The following is a 17,450-nucleotide window of genomic DNA, read 5'->3' as shown; positions in this document are numbered from 1 at the left end:
TTTGTACTGTATATCAAGATGTAAGGGTGTAGGATTTGGAACACTTAAACCCTTACACCCTTACAGCCCTATACCCTGAGTTAAGCGAGTTTAAACAAGAATGTGACTAAATCGCCTTTACCGAGACTGATGCGATCGCCTGGTCTGAGGCGGTGTCTGTTACCTGGTAATAGGGGCAAATTGTTAATGTAAGTACCGTTGGAACTACCTACATCTTCTATATAGTGTGCGTCGCCCTCAACGCGAATATCGGCGTGTACCCGTGAGACAATCTCGGAGTTGGCAAAGCCGGAAACATCTATATCTGGGGGGATGCGATCGTTGGGCTTACCGATATGAATCACAGACAAGCTGGGGGGTAATTCTATTTCGCGATCGCTTTGAACGTGAACTAACCGCGCTGTAATCTGCTGTAGTTGTGTTCTAGCGGGAGAGGGAGGCGGGGCTACAGGTGCGGGTGGTGGGGGTGCTACTACTTGAACAGGTGCAGGTTCTGGTTCAGGTGGTGCTGGTGGCGGGGGAGTGGGAATACTTGGGGGAGGTGCTACAAGTTCAGCCTCAACAACTGGTGGCGGTGCAGCAGGTGTAATTTCTACTACTGCTGGGGGTGGCGCTGAGGGCGCTGGTTGAGGCGGTACTGGTGGTGCAGCCACTGCTGTTGGTGGTACGAGTGAAGGCGCAGGTTGATTCTGATTAGCAACCGGGTCAAGACCCAAAGCATTGGGTTGTAATAATTCTAAAAGTGGGTCAGGAGTAACTAAAGGTGGTAATTCCACAGGGACATCAGGGGCGACTGTAGCAGCGACAGTAGCAGGTGCGGCGGTTGAGTGCAGGTTAAAGCCACACTGACCACAAAAAGCAGCATCAGATTGTACAGTTGCTCCACAGTTGGGACAGTTGCTAGTAGCAGGTAACGGCGTGTAACAAGCTTCACATTGGACAGCGCCATCTGGGTTAGGGTGATTGCAATTTGGGCAAACGATCATTGATTTAAGCCTTTGTTCAAGAGCATCCTAAAATATAGTGCTAACAAGAAAACTAACCGATTCAGGACTCATACCAGTTCAAAATTCAGAAAACCGGATTTTACATGGATGTCTGAGTTTGGGTTTGTTGTTGAATTTTGGAGTTGGTATTGTATAATGAAAGTTTTCACTTTTGAGGGTGTAAAAGTGTCAATATATTAAATACCTACATCTCTACACCCCGGTATTTCCTACTAAAACCTAGATTTTCCATCTTCATCAAGTCAGGCTTGGGTGAAACACCTAAAGGTTAGGCTTGTCTTGAGGGCTGACGCAACGAGATTTTAGGTTTTAGGAGGGCGTAAGGGGATAGGAATGTCAGGCTTGGGAACACCTACACCCCTCTGTGCAAAGTTCTGTTCGCCCCAAACCGGCGCTCAGACTTGGTACTACACCCTCATACCCTTACACCCTGGGCAAACCCGGTGATTTATCTTTTTCCAGCGTCAGTCCTATCTATGGAAAATGTAGCAAGTGGTGACTCTAGCTTCCGATTTTAACAATTACTCGTGATGGGAAAATCAAGCTGAGAGTTCCGCACCTGCGGCTGCATCTAGTAGCCACAAAAGTTCACCCTGGGGTTGAATTAAGCGGGATGGATAAGCTAAGTCATCTGCACTGGGTGCAAAAACTTGAGCTAGGGCTGGTCGCTTGTTAGCACCTGCAACCACAAACATTACACTCTTGGCGGCGTTAATGAATGGGTAGGTGAAGGTGATGCGGGGGTTCCCGTCTTTATTACCCACAGTAATTAAGCGATCGCGCACTTGTAAAGCTGCTGTGTGGGGAAATAAAGATGCAGTATGGGCATCATCACCCATTCCCAGCAATACCACATCCAAAGCGGGAAACTCTCCCGGTGCAGAGTGAAAAAATCCTTGCAGATGCTGTTCGTACTTCGCAGCCGACACAGCCGGGTCATTATCTAATGTAGGGACGGCGTGAATATTCGTATTCGGAATATCAACGCGGTCTAGCCATGCAAGCCGCGCCATCCGTTCATTACTATCGGGATGATCTGGTGGAACATAACGTTCATCTCCCCAGAAAACATGAATTTTATCCCAAGGTAATTTTTGATTAGCGATCGCTTCATACAACGGCTTAGGTGTGCTACCGCCAGATAAGGCGATCGTAAATCGCCCTTGTTGTTTAATGGCAGTATCTAACTTTGTCAGGATCAAATCAAGCGATCGCGCAATTAACGCTGTTTGATCCGGTAGGACTTCAACCGTTTTTTTCATGGCTTTATCATCACATTGCCTGCTTCCAGCAATACCATACCTAACTTCTGACAACCCTCCTTTTTAACTTTTGAAACTCTTAACATCAGCAATTGGGAGGGTATAAGTCAATTTGATCTATCCTTAACATTTTCTATGGATGCTGTCAGTAGTCAGTTGTACTAATGGGGGGAATTGGGGACTGGGGAAAGGGGAAAGGGGAAGGGGGACTAATGACTAATGACTAAAAAAATAGGGAGTGTTGAGATACTCCCTTGTTAGTATGTAGTGAGGACTTTAGTCCTCTTGTGAATGAGGGCTGAAGCCCCCACTACGAACAAATGTTTAGGCGATCGCAGCTGATAATGAATGGCTAACGGCTTGCTTCAAGAAATCCGCCTTATCGGTACGTTCCCAGGGTAAATCTAGGTCGTTCCGTCCCAAGTGACCGTAAGCCGCGATGTCCTGATAAAAACGTCCGCCTCTTTCACTTGGTAAATTGCGTAAGTTGAAGCTATGGATAATCCCGGCTGGACGCAGTTCAAAGTTGGCTTTGACTAGTTCCAACAAAATCTCATCCTCTACTTTGCCAGTACCGAAAGTATCAAGGAAAATACTTACTGGTCTTGCTACACCGATCGCATAGCTTAACTGGACTTCACATTTCTCCGCCAACCCAGCAGCAACGATATTTTTCGCTACATAACGAGCCGCATAAGCCGCAGAACGGTCTACCTTGGTGGGGTCTTTACCAGAGAAAGCGCCGCCGCCATGTCGGGAATAACCGCCATAGGTATCAACAATAATTTTCCGTCCTGTCAAACCAGAATCGCCTTGAGGCCCACCAATCACGAATTTACCCGTCGGGTTAACTAAAAAGCGTGTGTCTTCGTCTGGTTTGATTTCCAGGTCGCCAAACACAGGTTCAACTACAGCAGCCCACAAATCTTGTTTAATTTTGGCTTGTACTGCCGCTTCATCGGTAATATCATCGATGGTAGCTGTGTGCTGGGTGGAAATGAGAATTGTATCGATACCCACAGGGCGACCGTCTTCGTAAATAACGGTAACTTGAGTCTTGCCATCAGGACGCAGGTATGATAATTCGCCTGTTTTGCGGACTGCTGCCAAGCGGCGGGCGATGCGATGAGCCAAGCAAATGGGCAGGGGCATCAATTCCGGGGTTTCGTTACAAGCGAAACCGAACATGATACCTTGATCACCAGCACCAATTTTATCGAAGGCCTCATCACTATCCTGCTCGCGGGTTTCTTGAGCAGTGTTCACCCCTTGGGCAATATCTGGTGATTGTTCGTCTAAAGCGACAATCACGCTGGTGCTATTGGCAGAAAAGCCGTTATCAGCATTGATATAACCAATTTCCGCGATTTTTTTGCGGGCAATATTGGCATAGTTAACATTGGCTTTGGTGGTGATTTCACCTGTGATTAACACTAAGCCAGTATTGACGACAACTTCAGCTGCAACTCGGCTGGTAGGGTCTTGTGCCAGTAAGGTGTCCAAAATCGTATCAGAAATCTGATCGCAGATTTTATCTGGATGACCTTCTGTAACAGACTCGGAGGTGAATAGATAACGTTTAGACAAAGAGTATTCCTCCTATAGTAGTATTTTCGCTGGCTAAATATTTAACTTATTTAGGCAAGCTATTGACACTCACCGCCCTAAAAGTGCGGTGATTCTTGGGCTGATCACTGCCTCCACTAAGCAAGCTTAATATTGGTCTTACAAGATCATGTCTAGTCCGACTACACCTTGCGGCAAGCACTCTGATGGACTACTCCCCTTCGCGCTAGCGTCTCGAAGAGAAGCGTTAACTTTCCTTGTGTCCCACGGTAGTTTATTTGATTGTTGTTTTCTCCCACCTATGCCATATTTTTAGAGGGCAGTGAGGTATTGGGGCAACCCGTTTTAGGTTGGTGACATTAGCCTTTATACAGCGTGTGAGTTCGTATGCCACGACTACATCTTCGTTCCCGCTTATGTTCAACTTTATCAGAAAGCCGTCGTAGAACGACGGGTTTTTAGACCCAGTTTTTCGATAATCATCTTGACACATTCTACAGAGAGTATGTCTGTTTGTGAAAAAAATAACTTTATGTTTAAGTAATTTTGGCAAAAATTCAATTTACGGAAATTATCAATAACTAAAATATGTTTTCATCTACACAAAAAAAGGGGTACTCGAAAGTACCCCAGGAGTTTTGACACAAACACTGCTGTATTAAACCTGAACTGCTAGCTTGGCTTCCTTTGCTGTCAAGCGTTCGTAAGTAGCACGCATCTTCAAACCTGTCAATACTTGGAAAAAACCAGTTCCGTTATTAGAACCTGGATACTCACGGTGTTGGAGTAGCAACTGAGTCAACTCACCTTGGTACTTGGTGGATGTATTGCTGAGGTGGGTTTCGATGTAAATTACTTCTTCGAGGTTGTCAAATTGACCATCTACTTCGAGAACGGATACATAGCGACCGTAGTAAACATCGGAACCGTAGTACAACTGCATTCCAGGGTAAGAACAGGTGAGTTTACGTCCACAAGGAGTCCAGTTGATCGTTGAACCTTCATCGAACAAGTAAGCTGGTTCAAAACCTTCTTTACCTTCCCGTTGTAGCATCCGCACCCGTAGCACTTTGCGCTCTGTATCGTCCTTAATTAAGTTGGTGGGCAATACTTGCAGCACTACATCGGCAAATTCTCTTTGGGGTTCGATATACTTTTGGAAATCTGGCTTACGAGAATTGATCGCAGCGAGAACATCTTCGTAGCGATGACCCCTCTCTGCCATATCGCGTTGGATTTTCCAAGCAATTTTGACTTCATCACTGATGTCAAAGTAGACGCTGAAATCGAGGAGACCTCGCACCCGTTCATCATATAAAGGATGCAGACCCTCAACCACTACAATATGATTTGGCTTGACTATTTCAGGTGGGTCAATCATGCCGGTTTCGTGGTTGTAAATCGGCTTGTTAATTTCGTGACCTTCTTTGAGCGCTTTGATTTGCTCATACATCAGATCAAAATTGTTGGCCCTGGGGTCAAGTGCAGTGATTCCAGTTTCTTTACGTTGTTTGCGATCTAAGGAATGATAGTCATCTAAACAGATGACTGTCATAAACTCTTCACCAAATAAATCAATCAAACGACGCAAAAACGTAGATTTACCGCACCCGGAGTCTCCGGCTACTCCAATCAATACCACGCGTTCCGGCTTAGTTGTCATAAATCTCCTCAAATACTAAATGTGTCAATCAATAAGTTTTCACACAGCAGAATGTGAAGCCAGGAGTTACCCCATAGGTTTGTCCTGCGTTCTTGCTACTCAGCAGCATTAAAGATTTACCAGACAGGTGTAAAACCACAGTTGTCAGTTATCAGTTATCAGTTATTCAGTTAAATCCTGGGGGAAAGCCTACACCAATTGGTAGTAGGTTGAGTAGCTGGTTTAAATCTCACACTATCCGCCTGATCACTGTTTACTGTTCACTGTTCACTGATTCAATGGCTGTAACCCTCTGAATATCCTTGATTTATAGCTGGTAAGTATTTAATCCTAGTGGTATAGTTGATTTTAACAGAATGGGGTATCCCATACAATATTGATTGTCAAGAGAATCGAGTTAGTTGACCAAACATACTGATGATGTAATTAGGATTTTGGAAATTGCCCTCATCACTACCCGTAATTCGTGTAGCTAATCCGTCTATTGGTTTGTATGTTTATATATTTCAGTCTATAAGGTATAAATTCTTTTAGCAGCGAATTTAGGAAAATTTTCGCCATTTTTTTATTTATACACCCGACATAGCGGAAAATATTACCAACTGAATCTATCCCCGGAGTGAACCTGCGATGAGGACAAAAAGTTTTGGGGATCACCTCATATAGACTGATAGCTGTAAATATACAAGCGATCGCCAGATGGGAATAGAGGTTGACAGATGCTACACATCAAGTAAAACTTAAGTTATGTATCTACTTGTAACAAGTCTCCCCGAAAGTGTTAATGGCTGCTAACTGTACTTGAATTCAAGGCTCAGGACTCAGTATGTGGATAAAATTTCTGCTACTGCTAACAGCACGTATTACTCTTTCCACGCAGGAGTATAAGTTTAAGAAGAAATGATTAAATTGACTCATTATTAACATTCTCTAGGAGACTTATCTTCTAACTTAGAAGGTGAATAGGTGTGTTTCTTACCATACCTGCACGTCTTGAGGAGAGTGTTCCAAGCGAGGCATTAATTGATAATGCTAATTTCTCGGAACCCTAGTTTTGGTGACGAAAAATCCGATAAACTAAAGCTGGTTTGTGACGAGAAAAATTTTTTTGAGAAACTGTTAAGTTAAAGATCGGAGTGGTAGAAGGAATGTCTAATCAAGGTGCTTTTGAGAGTGCTGCCAACATAGAATCAGGTAGCCGCATCTTCGTTTACGAAGTGGTGGGTCTACGTCAGAACGAAGAAACTGATCAAACTAACTACCCAATTCGTAAAAGTGGCAGTGTGTTCATCAGAGTGCCTTACAAGCGCATGAATCAAGAAATGCAGCGTATCACTCGACTAGGCGGCAAAATTGTTAACATTCACCAGGCAAGCATACTAGAACAACTCAATGGTAAAGCTACCAGTGAAACGGCTAACACTGAGGCTAATGGTAAAGCCACACCTGTAAAAGCGGATAGTGAAGCTCAAAGCCTCGCTAAACCGCCAGCTGAAGAAAAGTCTAATAAAAAAGACAACAAAGGCAACACCATGACTCAAGCGAAAGCTAAACACGCTGATGTTCCTGTGAATATTTACCGTCCCAATGCTCCCTTCATTGGTAAGGTAATTTCTAACGAGCCATTGGTAAAGGAAGGCGGGATTGGTATTGTACAACATATCAAATTCGACCTGACTGGCGGAGACTTGAAATATATTGAAGGTCAAAGTATCGGTATTATTCCCCCAGGTCTAGATAAAAACGGTAAGCCGGAAAAACTGAGATTGTACTCCATCGCCTCAACTCGTCACGGCGATGATGTTGATGATAAAACCATCTCGTTATGCGTGCGTCAATTAGAGTACAAGCACCCAGAAAGCGGCGAAACAGTTTACGGTGTTTGCTCAACATACCTGACTCACATTGAACCAGGTGCGGAAGTGAAAATCACTGGGCCTGTGGGTAAAGAAATGCTATTACCCGATGACCCCGAAGCCAATGTGATTATGTTGGCAACAGGAACTGGTATTGCGCCTATGCGGACTTACCTGTGGCGGATGTTTAAGGATGCAGAAAGAGCTGCTAACCCAGAATACCAATTTAAAGGGTTCTCTTGGTTAATCTTCGGCGTTCCGACAACTCCTAATATCCTTTATAAAGAAGAATTGGAAGAAATTCAAGAGAAATATTCTGATAACTTCCGCCTCACCTACGCTATCAGCCGGGAACAAAAGAATCCCCAAGGTGGCAGAATGTACATCCAAGACCGTGTGGCAGAACATGCTGATGAATTGTGGGCGTTAATCAAGAATGAGAAAACCCACACCTACATCTGTGGTTTGCGCGGTATGGAAGATGGTATTGATGCTGCTTTAACTGCTGCTGCTGCTAAGGAAGGTGTGACTTGGAGTGATTACCAAAAAGACCTTAAGAAAGCTGGACGTTGGCACGTTGAGACATATTAATTTGGTCATTAGTCAGTGGTCATTGGTCATTAGTCTATAGTTAAAGGACTAGGGCTATTGGTGAACAACTAAACATGAATTTGTAGGGTGGGCAGTGCCGACCCTACAATTGTTTTGTATATAAATCGCTGAGGTAGGGGTGTACATCTGTACGCTCCTACTAGGACTCAGCAGTTAAAACTAAATTTGGTAGAAAGTTTGTGGGTGTAAAGCTGGGAATCTTAGGATTAGGTACGGTAGGAACGGGGACGGTGCAACTACTGCAAGATGCGGTTGGTCGTCATCCTTTGCTGCAAGAAATAGAAATATATCGGGTGGGAGTACGATCGCTTGATAAACCCCGCGAGGTACAATTACCCTCGGCAGTTATCACAACAGATTTAGAGTCAATTGTCAATGACCCAGAAGTAGATATTCTGGTGGAAGTGATGGGGGGTTTGGAACCGGCGCGATCGCTAATTCTCCAAGCCATCAAAAATGGGAAGCACGTAGTCACAGCAAATAAGGCGGCGATCGCGAGATTTGGGGCAGAAATTTTTACGGCTGCCAATGAGGCCGGGGTTTATGTGATGCTAGAAGCCGCCGTTGGTGGTGGTATTCCCGTGATTCAGCCATTGAAGCAGGCTTTGAGTGTGAATAGGATTCATACTGTCACAGGCATTGTCAACGGGACAACTAACTATATCCTCACCCGGATGCAGACGGAGGGTAGCGACTTCTCTGATGTGCTGGCTGATGCCCAACGCTTGGGTTATGCGGAAGCTGACCCTACGGCTGATGTAGACGGTTTAGATGCAGGGGATAAAATAGCGATTCTGGCATCCTTGGCTTTCGATGGACGGATTAAGCTAGAGGATGTCTATTGTGAGGGGATTCGCCAAGTTAGTCAGACGGATATCGCCTATGCTGAAAAATTGGGATATGTGATTAAATTATTGGCGATCGCTAACAATCAGGCTAACGATACCAGCAAACTATCTGTCAGGGTGCATCCGACCTTCGTACCCAAAGCCCATCCCCTAGCCAGCATTAACGGCGTATATAACGCCATTCTCGTAGAAGGCGAACCCATCGGTCAGGTAATGTTTTTTGGCCCTGGTGCGGGTGCAGGTGCAACCGCCAGCGCCGTCACCTCAGATATTTTGAGTCTGGTTGCAGCCCTAAAAAGCAATACCACAGCCCCCAATCCCCTGTTAAGCTGTAGACACGAAGAGTACAGCCAAATTGCCCCCATCAGCGAGCTTTTAACCCGATTTTACGCCCGATTTCTCACCAAAGACCAAGCCGGTGTCATTGGGCAATTAGGTACTTGTTTCGGGAATCATGGTGTGAGTATAGAGTCAATTGTCCAAACTGGTTTTCAGGGAGAACTAGCCGAGATTGTAGTTGTAACTCACGATGTCAGAGAAGGGGAATTTCGTCAAGCCCTGGCAGAAATTAAGAGTTTGTCAGCAATTGACAGTATTCCTAGCATTTTGCGGGTGTTATAGCAGGTGACAGGTGACAGGTGACAGGTGAGACAGCGCTGTAGGAGGGTTTCCCTCCGTAGGCGACTGCGAACCCAAAGGGTGACAGCTTTAAAAGTTGCTTGGTAGAAGGATTTTATTAGGACTTACGCATGAGAACGAAAAATCAAGGGTTTTAGTAAGGGTACAGGGGTATAGGGGTATAGGGGTGTAGGGGTGTAAAAGCTTTAAACCTATACTCTTACACCCAGTCTAAACAGACAATCTTAGTGCGTAAGTCCTAAACTGAACAAGCACGGCGTGGTAAAAAAATGACCAAGCAAAACCATGCTTGGTCATTTTTCTGATGAAAAAAATATTAGTCGCTGGTTAATCAGACATAGCCGTAGTTACATAAGTTAGGACAGTGCTGACTGTTCAGACCAATAAAGCAACTACTTCTCTTGATTACTCATAACTCAGCACTATATTATACTTCTGTACCATCCTGACCAACGACTTGAGATTTGAGGGTGGTGATTTCTTCGGTTAGTTCTTGTCTGGTAGAAGCTTTCAATAGGTAGCGGTAAACAAACCAAGCCGAGTAACCGATACCAATCAATTCAAAAGTTGGTGCTACTAAAGGGATATCATTCAAAGAATCTAAAACTGCCAACAGTACTTTAACTGCGACAATTGCTCCCACAATTAAACCCACGCTGACTAAGGGTTGTTTGTAGTCGTTAAAAAAGTTGCCTACGTAGTCGGGGAGAGTGGCTAAGAAGTCAGAAACTTGTTCTCCGTATTTGCGCCATTGTTCTTGGGACTGCACAGGAGGCTGGAGTTTGGTAATAGTTCCTGCTTGAGTGTTGATGTCTGGCACTGTTGCCTCTTTGGGCTGGGTTTGAGTAAATTCTGGTTCTTGCATTTTCACTTCCATAAATTTGACAGTTGAGGTTCTATATCAGGACAATGACAACCAAAAGGCTGTTGATTGGGCAATGCAGGGGTGCATCAAACAAAGGAGAGGAAATAGAATTTAATGTCCTATAACCATACTTGTCCCACAACACTTGCTGCATCAACTACAAGGTAGACAGTCAGTAGGAGGATAGAAGTCAGAAATTAGCAGAATGTACTACACTCTCCACCTTTCTAAATTCTGTTTTCGTGAATCAACTGCAATCTTCAGGTTGTTATTATCCCAAACTGTGTCACTTGCTCCTAATCGTACTGATTCAAGTACAAATTATGCAAAAATCACTCTACCTTTCATTTATATAAGCATAAACGCCGATTTTATCGGAATATTAAAGCTATCTTAAACCGCAATGGTCTACGAGCGGCAGGAGGCAGGGGGCAGACAGTGTCAACTTAAGCGTGGGCGAATATAATTCGCGGCTACACAGGCAAAGTCCGCCTACGCGGACTCAAGAAAAATTTATGTTCAGGACTTACGCAACTGGCACAGTAGTAGGGTGCGTCAGATGCAGAAAATCCTTGAATGTGTACGAAATTATTGGGGCTGAAGCAGCCTACAGTTAGTTTGATTATGACACTTGCGTAATACCGTTTCTTGATGAAGATGCACTTTATTCTGCGCTGTAGAGACGTTGCATGCAACGTCTCTACATTGTTTATTCGGCGCAACTTCATGGAGAATTGGTATAAGTCCTAATGTTTTTGAACCTGCGGAGGCAGGTTTTGTCTGTGTAGATGCGGTTTCTAACCGCCCATTTTACATTAAGTTGACTGGACATTTGGCTTTTTTTGTGGTATACACACCATTATTAAACATTGTCTGTGAAGTTGCGGGCAATTAGGTCAAGAATCGGCATACTGAAATAAGGAGAGCTAATTAAATTAGTAAATTACTAGCAGTTATTAAGATTCTCTAACATTTATAACTGGTAACTTATTACTATATAAGCAAGCTCTCTCGGCTTTTCAGGCGTGAAGGTTATAAAGCACTAATGAGACGTAAATCTACTGGTAGAACAGCTACTCCATCTAAACCTCCTAATTCCCTATCCTCAATGTTTAACTTGTTCACCATTGCGATTTTAGGGGGTGTTTTTGTACTAGGAATTGGTATTGGCATTGCTTTTAGCTCCACAACCACATTATCGCCGTCTAATGTGGCTTCCCGTGAATTTATCGATACAAAAGCACCAAACCCAGAGATTTGCGTCCAGTATGGGGCGAGTGCAATGGTGATGGACGCTAGGCTGTTTGTGACTCTCAACCCATTTAATGTCTATGTTGCTCAACCTAGTATGCGCCCTGGATGTGTTCTGCGGCAAAATAACTGGGCGTTGTTGGAGCAACGTAAACTTGTGACATCCGATCAAGTGAGAGAATGTAAAAACCGCCTCAATACTTTTGGTTTTACTGGCAACTTGGACAGTGAAAAACCTGATATTAGGTGTATTTATCAAAACGAAGCTGCACAGAATTTCTTTATGTCTCAACCAGGCGCAGTTGCACCTACTCAGGAAACGGATAGATTCTAGTAATCTTGAGTTGCTGGTGATAAATCAGGAATTGGTAATGGGTGGACTTTGCTGTTAATTGGTAATACTAGTTACCGTTAACTGACGCTCAGGGCGCAAACCCATTACCATATCTAAATGCTACGACATCTATTAAACACAATACTTTAAATAAATCAGCAAAAATAAATTATAGAATTACAGATATAAGTAACATAAAACTATAACAAACAGTATATATACGCTGGGCAATGCCCATATTACGTATAGTTGTTATTTTAAGACTAACCACCCATCAATTATTTAGCAACAACTATGTCAAATCGTCGTTATCCTTCTCCATATTGGCGCTATCTGAGAGCTAGGTTATTAAATTTAGGTAAACCTAGTTTTTGGGGGACAGCAATTTTTTTATGTGTGGTAGGGCTAGTTGTTCAGCAATACTGGAGTAATCCAGAAGTAACGAACAATCCCAATACAGCCAATACTACTGGGGAGGACTCTGATCTGACACAGGAAGATAAAGCGATCGCAGCAGATATCGATAATTTACCATCTTTGTTTGCTGATACCCAACCAATCATTACACCAGCTACAACTAAATCTTCCAAGGATAAAAATAAAACACCCTCAACAAATACAAATACCAAATCACCATCTGTTGATAGTTCTAAACCCAACTCAGACTTAGGTTTAGGTAATCAATCACCTACAACTATAGATAAAAATATTTTTATCTCAGAAGCAGAAAATTTACTGCGGTTTGGGGCGACTGATAATAATCAGTTGATGGGATACAAATCTGTAAATGGGACATCCCCAACTACAGGGGAAACGCCTAATACCTCTCTATTAAGACCAGAATTAGTTAATCAAGTAAATACAAGCCAGAATGTTAATTCTAATAACCTGTTACCCACAGGGCTTACCCCATCGACGAATCAAACACCTAGTGTAAATAATAACTCTTCATCTATTATCAACTCTACAGTGCCTACTTATGGTGGAGTGACGCAGCCTTTACCAACTAGCACCCAAACCAGTCAGGGGTTTTCACCTAGCACAGGGTTAAATACTGGTTTGGGTTACACACAACCAAGTTATACCAATAACTTAAATAACGTTCAGCCTGTACCCATAAATACTAGAGTTAATTCCTCTACGGGTTACACTCAGCCAAATTATTACAATGGCATAAATAACAATCAGCCTATTGCGCCCAATACAGGATTTAATTCAGGTGTGGGTTACAGTCAGCCAGCTATACCCAATCCTTCTAATAATTTAAATTACCCGCAAAATTTACCCAATCAAACTCAATCAACATCTACTATTACTGGAACATCGCCAATTATTGGCCCCTACACAGTCCGTAGCCCAAGAACCAATGCAGGGTTTAATGGTGGTTATAGAAATTCTATCTTGGCGCAACCAACTCAAACGCCTCAACCTATCTTCTCAAATAACAATTCTTATCAAGGGCAACCTGTCAATGGATACCCTAATAACCCTAATAATTACTCATATCCTTAAAAAATATGCAAAATCTGGGGTGTGTCAGTAGCTATACCCAGAAAATATTTATGCTGACGCACCCTACTGGCTTGTCTAGGCTAAAAGGTTGCAAAAAATTTTCTTGTGGTGTAGGCATCTTGCCTGCACTGGACGGGCAAGATGCCCATCCCACAAGAGTTTGCTAATGCACAAATTTAGTCTAGACAGTCCACTACTATTTTAGTCTAGCCAAGCCACTACAGGTACTACAGGTACTGAGATTTAATACATGAGGCCATATCACCAGATACTTATTTTGGAATGTGGTGAACCCCTAGTAGAGATTCCTCTAGAACTGTTTGCGGTGGAATCTCCCCATCCTTATGCAAAACTGGGGGCGATTTACGGAGACTATTCACCTTATTATCTACGTCAAAGTGTAGTTAATAACTTAATTCAAGCCCAAAGTTATTTAGAGTCGCTGCGTCCTCACTGGCGGATGCAAATTTTTGATGGCTATCGTCCTGTAGCTGTACAGCAGTTTATGGTAGACTACAGCTTTGCTACGGCGATACAGGAACGCGGGTGGGTTGAGGCTGAGTTAACCCCGCAGCAACGCCAAGAAATTTGGCAAGCTGTTTACGAGATTTGGGCTGTACCCAGTTTGGATAAAAAAACGCCGCCTCCTCACAGTACAGGTGCAGCCGTGGATGTGACGTTGGTTGATGATAGGGGACGAGTTGTCGATATGGGTTCGCCGATTGATGAGTTGTCAGAGCGATCGCATCCCGATTATTATGCCCATAATGAACAACCAGCCGCACAACAATATCACACTCATCGTCAACTGTTGTGTGATGTGATGTTAAAAGCTGGCTTTCAACGCAACCCCAAGGAATGGTGGCATTTTTGTTACGGTGATCAAATGTGGGCTTGGCTGAGTAACCAACCCACAGCTATGTATGGACGGGTGATATAGCTGAGGCTAATAGTCCATTTTGAATTTTGAATTTTGAATTTTGAATTGTTTAAGCGTCTTCGGGATTGAGTTGTTTTAATTCATCGGTAGTGTATGTACCGATGGGACTCCAAAGTAAATAGGGAACGATTAATAGGGCGGCAATTACGGAGATGGGTAGTACTGCGATCGCTAATACAATACCTGCTAGGAAGCCGCTTAAGCCAATAATTTCTCCCGTTTTGAGACTGCGGAATCTCAGCATTAAAGGTATGTAGGTAACGGTAATTACTTCTACTAGAAGATATAAACCCATCAACAGCCAAGTAACGATACCGCCTGGGTTACGTTCCCAAATAATGTAGGCGGAAGCTGCACCGCAAATAAAGATTGTAGTCCAAATAAAGGGTATAAGTGGCTCAAAAAATAGCCATCGGGGACGGCTTAGTTGAGCAAACCATTTAATATCACGGGGCGTAATAAAGAAACTACCAATTGCGACTAAGAAAGTAACAGCTCCGATCACCATCCAAGAGGGTATCATATTTTTTCTGTCCCTGATCTTTTGTCATGTCCTATACTGTCAGTTTGACAAGCGTGAATATGGGATTAATCAGTCGTTGGTAGTAAGTTTTATTAGGGGACAGGACACAGGGGACAGGTTACAGGAAATATTTTTCTGATTAGTTTAAGTTCTAATTTATAGCAATAGCCAAGACAGTTAGGACATCAGGAAATGAGAAAACTTAGGCAGCAAAAGGCTTTTAAGTCTGTTACCTGTTACCTGTAACCTGTCCCCTATTCCCTATTCCCTAAGCATCCTGCGGGTTAAGATGAACCATTTGCCAAGTTGTGTAAGTACCAATTGGACTCCACAGCAGGTAAGGAACTAGTAATAATGCTGCCCAACTGGAAATAGAGAGGACGACCAGGGTTAAAATGATGCTGATAATTAAACCTGCACCGCCGACAATTGTACCTACCTGAAGACTACGCAGCCTGAACATTACAGGTGTATATGCAATAGTGACAATTTCTAATAGCAAATATAAACCCATGATGACCCAGGTTGTATTGGTTCCTGGGTTCTTTTCCCACACAATATATGCTGACCAAGCACCACAAATAAAAATTACAGTCCAGATAACGGGAATTGCGGCTTCAAAGGTTAGCCATCTGGGTCTTTGTAGACGTTTGAACCATTTGCGATCGCTTGGTGTAATGAAGTTAGCAGCCAAGGCTACTAAAAACGCCACACCTCCAATCACCATCCAAGATTTAATCATTTCTCTATTACTTAAATATCGTTTATTCTAAAGGTATTTTGACAACTTAAATATTCATTTTTCATCATTCTTGAGATTGATAATTTATCTTTACATGGGAAGAATTAATAAAATTTGTATGGCGTGGCATTGCCCACCATTAAGCATAATTAACTGCCGATATATACAAATCTCACCACAAGCTACACCGATGATTTGAGATGTTTAATTAATCTCTTTCAAAAAAGAGAGCTTTTAACTGAATTTTTTTGCACCATTTGCTGGTTTTGGTGGGCAGTGCAGCGCCATACGTTAGTCTAATTAATCAATTTGTTGAACCCGTGGGCATGATTGCTAAAGTATCATGTCCAGCTAAAATTGCTTCAATAACTTCTTGTTGTTCTGGTTTTAAGGATTCGTAACCAAAAGTATTTTGAGCAATTTCTTGTATTTGTTGAATGTTCTGGCGCTGTCTAGCCATGAGTGATACCAATTTGCCGTATTGCGATTTTATGTCCCCAGAATTGTAGGGTGTTCTGTCTGGGGATGGGGGTTTATATATTAGGGGAGGAATATCTTAATGATTGGGGGATAAGTGAAGGAAAGGAATATGGAAGCGGAAACACGCACACCTACTGTAGAGCATATGCAATCACCGAAACTATACGGAATTGCAAATACAATTCGTCTTACAGGCTGGATTACCTTTTGGATACAACTAGGACTGACTGTAGTAACTAGTTTAACTTTACTATTTGCTTTCACTGGTCGCGCTTTTGCCGATCAACCAAATCCAGGTCTGGGAGTTGGTGTATTTTGGGCTGTCTGTGGTGCTATTGCTTTATTGTTTAGCGTGTATTGGGATTTTCGTTACACTCGCATCGGTAAGCATTTAGCAAATCCTAATCCGTCTTTACATCCTAGTAAAGCGGACACAACCCAAGCTATTAGGATAGGGATAATAGTCGGTTTAGTGGGGATATTATTAACCCTGCTGGGTGCGGGTGCAACCTTAAGTGTACTGATAGCCAAATCTATCTCCCAACCGCCAGGCGTTGCAATTACTGATCCCAACAAGATTATTCGGGCGTTGGATGTGTTTGTGATGGTAGCTAATATTAATGGTATTACTGCTCATTTTATTGGTGCGATCGCTTCAATTTGGTTACTTGAACGAGTCCATCAGCATTAATCTGTAATTCGTGATTCTTAATTGAAAGACTTATACCGTTTTTTGATGAAGATGCACTTTATTCTTAACTGTAGAGACGTTGCATGCAACGTCTCTACATAATTTATTTGATGCAACTTTATAGAGAATTGGTATTAGTAGGGCGCTGCACTGCCCACCAAGCCAATGATTCGGTACAATACAGTTCAGTTAAGGTTAGATTGGACTGAAATAATTCCAAGCAATTAATTAAAAATCTGAATTTATCGACGTTGAGCGGCGGTTATCGGCGGTTAATTATTCTTTTTTCAACCCTATTAGGATATGGTGGGCAGTGCAGCGCCCTACAAATACTCGTTCATCTACCTCAACTACTCGTTCATCTAGTTCAGAGATAGATTCATCCACCTCAACTACTCGTTCATCTAGTTCAGAGATAGATTCATCCACCTCAACTACTCGTTCATCCACCTCAACTACTCGTTCATCTAGTTCAGAGATAGATTCATCCACCTCAACTACTCGTTCATCCACCTCAACTACTCGTTCATCTAGTTCAGAGATAGATTCATCCACCTCAACTACTCGTTCATCTAGTTCAGAGATAGATTCATCCACCTCAACTACTCGTTCATCTAGTTCAGAGATAGATTCATCCACCTCAACTACTCGTTCATCTA

15 protein-coding genes are annotated in these 17,450 nt (G+C 43.0%); 6 read left to right on the top strand and 9 right to left on the bottom strand.

What is annotated here, in order from left to right:
* Positions 1 to 80: 80 nt before the first annotated feature.
* The 4 genes from H6G83_RS24305 to H6G83_RS24290 form a co-directional block, all read right to left on the bottom strand.
* The gene (locus tag H6G83_RS24305; RefSeq protein ID WP_190476690.1) at positions 81 to 986 is read right to left on the bottom strand and encodes an FHA domain-containing protein; all 906 of its coding nucleotides are present in this window, start codon (positions 984 to 986) and stop codon (positions 81 to 83) included.
* A 560-nt stretch (positions 987 to 1,546) separates the two neighbouring features.
* Positions 1,547 to 2,269 (bottom strand): 6-phosphogluconolactonase, encoded by a 723-nt coding sequence (gene pgl, locus H6G83_RS24300; RefSeq protein WP_190476687.1) that lies wholly within the window; start codon positions 2,267 to 2,269, stop codon positions 1,547 to 1,549.
* A gap of 324 nt (positions 2,270 to 2,593) precedes the next feature.
* Positions 2,594 to 3,856, bottom strand: a complete 1,263-nt coding sequence (metK, locus tag H6G83_RS24295; RefSeq protein WP_190476685.1) for a methionine adenosyltransferase — start codon at positions 3,854 to 3,856, stop codon at positions 2,594 to 2,596.
* A gap of 637 nt (positions 3,857 to 4,493) precedes the next feature.
* Positions 4,494 to 5,498: a phosphoribulokinase gene (locus H6G83_RS24290; protein WP_190476683.1), complete on the bottom strand. Its 1,005-nt coding sequence runs from the start codon at positions 5,496 to 5,498 to the stop codon at positions 4,494 to 4,496.
* A 1,148-nt stretch (positions 5,499 to 6,646) separates the two neighbouring features.
* Between H6G83_RS24290 and petH the strand changes: the two genes are divergently transcribed.
* Together petH and H6G83_RS24280 are read left to right on the top strand one after the other, a co-directional pair.
* Positions 6,647 to 7,945: a ferredoxin--NADP reductase gene (gene petH, locus H6G83_RS24285; RefSeq protein WP_190476681.1), complete on the top strand. Its 1,299-nt coding sequence runs from the start codon at positions 6,647 to 6,649 to the stop codon at positions 7,943 to 7,945.
* 200 nt (positions 7,946 to 8,145) lie between these two features.
* Positions 8,146 to 9,435: a homoserine dehydrogenase gene (locus H6G83_RS24280; protein WP_190476679.1), complete on the top strand. Its 1,290-nt coding sequence runs from the start codon at positions 8,146 to 8,148 to the stop codon at positions 9,433 to 9,435.
* A gap of 445 nt (positions 9,436 to 9,880) precedes the next feature.
* On the opposite strand, the gene H6G83_RS24275 is transcribed toward H6G83_RS24280, so the two are convergent.
* Positions 9,881 to 10,318: a CAAD domain-containing protein gene (locus tag H6G83_RS24275; protein ID WP_190476802.1), complete on the bottom strand. Its 438-nt coding sequence runs from the start codon at positions 10,316 to 10,318 to the stop codon at positions 9,881 to 9,883.
* A 1,045-nt stretch (positions 10,319 to 11,363) separates the two neighbouring features.
* Here H6G83_RS24275 and H6G83_RS24270 point away from each other — a divergent pair.
* The 3 genes from H6G83_RS24270 (at position 11,364) to H6G83_RS24260 (ending at position 14,355) form a co-directional block, all read left to right on the top strand.
* Entirely contained in the window at positions 11,364 to 11,903 is a 540-nt protein-coding gene (locus H6G83_RS24270) for a DUF3172 domain-containing protein (protein WP_190476677.1), read from the top strand.
* A 294-nt stretch (positions 11,904 to 12,197) separates the two neighbouring features.
* Entirely contained in the window at positions 12,198 to 13,415 is a 1,218-nt protein-coding gene (locus H6G83_RS24265) for a hypothetical protein (RefSeq protein WP_190476676.1), read from the top strand.
* Between the two features lie 250 nt (positions 13,416 to 13,665).
* Entirely contained in the window at positions 13,666 to 14,355 is a 690-nt protein-coding gene (locus H6G83_RS24260; protein ID WP_190476674.1) for a M15 family metallopeptidase, read from the top strand.
* 49 nt (positions 14,356 to 14,404) lie between these two features.
* On the opposite strand, the gene H6G83_RS24255 is transcribed toward H6G83_RS24260, so the two are convergent.
* The 3 genes from H6G83_RS24255 to H6G83_RS24245 all read right to left on the bottom strand — a co-directional run bounded on the left by H6G83_RS24255 (position 14,405) and on the right by H6G83_RS24245 (position 16,080).
* Complete coding sequence (locus H6G83_RS24255) at positions 14,405 to 14,878, bottom strand: TspO/MBR family protein (RefSeq protein WP_190476672.1); 474 nt, start codon at positions 14,876 to 14,878, stop codon at positions 14,405 to 14,407.
* 268 nt (positions 14,879 to 15,146) lie between these two features.
* Positions 15,147 to 15,620, bottom strand: a complete 474-nt coding sequence (locus H6G83_RS24250; protein ID WP_190476670.1) for a TspO/MBR family protein — start codon at positions 15,618 to 15,620, stop codon at positions 15,147 to 15,149.
* Positions 15,621 to 15,924: 304 nt separating this feature from the next.
* A complete protein-coding gene (locus H6G83_RS24245) occupies positions 15,925 to 16,080 on the bottom strand; it encodes a hypothetical protein (RefSeq protein ID WP_190476666.1) in 156 nt (51 codons plus the stop codon).
* A 129-nt stretch (positions 16,081 to 16,209) separates the two neighbouring features.
* Between H6G83_RS24245 and H6G83_RS24240 the strand changes: the two genes are divergently transcribed.
* Positions 16,210 to 16,791: a DUF3611 family protein gene (locus H6G83_RS24240; RefSeq protein WP_190476665.1), complete on the top strand. Its 582-nt coding sequence runs from the start codon at positions 16,210 to 16,212 to the stop codon at positions 16,789 to 16,791.
* A gap of 276 nt (positions 16,792 to 17,067) precedes the next feature.
* Here H6G83_RS24240 and H6G83_RS24235 read toward each other — a convergent pair.
* Positions 17,068 to 17,450: hypothetical protein (locus H6G83_RS24235; protein ID WP_199328579.1), on the bottom strand; the 383-nt coding region annotated here is incomplete at its 5' end.

This window comes from Anabaena azotica FACHB-119, assembly GCF_014697625.1.
Lineage (GTDB): Bacteria > Cyanobacteriota > Cyanobacteriia > Cyanobacteriales > Nostocaceae > Trichormus > Trichormus azoticus_A.
This window is presented reverse-complemented; position numbering and strand designations above follow the sequence as displayed.

Bases quoted from the DNA above. Each gene is read 5' to 3' on its own strand.
- H6G83_RS24305 (WP_190476690.1), bottom strand. From the start codon at position 986: ATGATCGTTTGCCCAAATTGCAATCACCCTAACCCAGATGGCGCTGTC.
- pgl (WP_190476687.1), bottom strand. From the start codon at position 2,269: ATGAAAAAAACGGTTGAAGTCCTACCGGATCAAACAGCGTTAATTGCG.
- H6G83_RS24290 (WP_190476683.1), bottom strand. From the start codon at position 5,498: ATGACAACTAAGCCGGAACGCGTGGTATTGATTGGAGTAGCCGGAGAC.
- petH (WP_190476681.1), top strand. From the start codon at position 6,647: ATGTCTAATCAAGGTGCTTTTGAGAGTGCTGCCAACATAGAATCAGGT.
- H6G83_RS24275 (WP_190476802.1), bottom strand. From the start codon at position 10,318: ATGCAAGAACCAGAATTTACTCAAACCCAGCCCAAAGAGGCAACAGTG.
- H6G83_RS24270 (WP_190476677.1), top strand. From the start codon at position 11,364: ATGAGACGTAAATCTACTGGTAGAACAGCTACTCCATCTAAACCTCCT.
- H6G83_RS24265 (WP_190476676.1), top strand. From the start codon at position 12,198: ATGTCAAATCGTCGTTATCCTTCTCCATATTGGCGCTATCTGAGAGCT.
- H6G83_RS24260 (WP_190476674.1), top strand. From the start codon at position 13,666: ATGAGGCCATATCACCAGATACTTATTTTGGAATGTGGTGAACCCCTA.
- H6G83_RS24255 (WP_190476672.1), bottom strand. From the start codon at position 14,878: ATGATACCCTCTTGGATGGTGATCGGAGCTGTTACTTTCTTAGTCGCA.
- H6G83_RS24250 (WP_190476670.1), bottom strand. From the start codon at position 15,620: ATGATTAAATCTTGGATGGTGATTGGAGGTGTGGCGTTTTTAGTAGCC.
- H6G83_RS24245 (WP_190476666.1), bottom strand. From the start codon at position 16,080: ATGGCTAGACAGCGCCAGAACATTCAACAAATACAAGAAATTGCTCAA.
- H6G83_RS24240 (WP_190476665.1), top strand. From the start codon at position 16,210: ATGGAAGCGGAAACACGCACACCTACTGTAGAGCATATGCAATCACCG.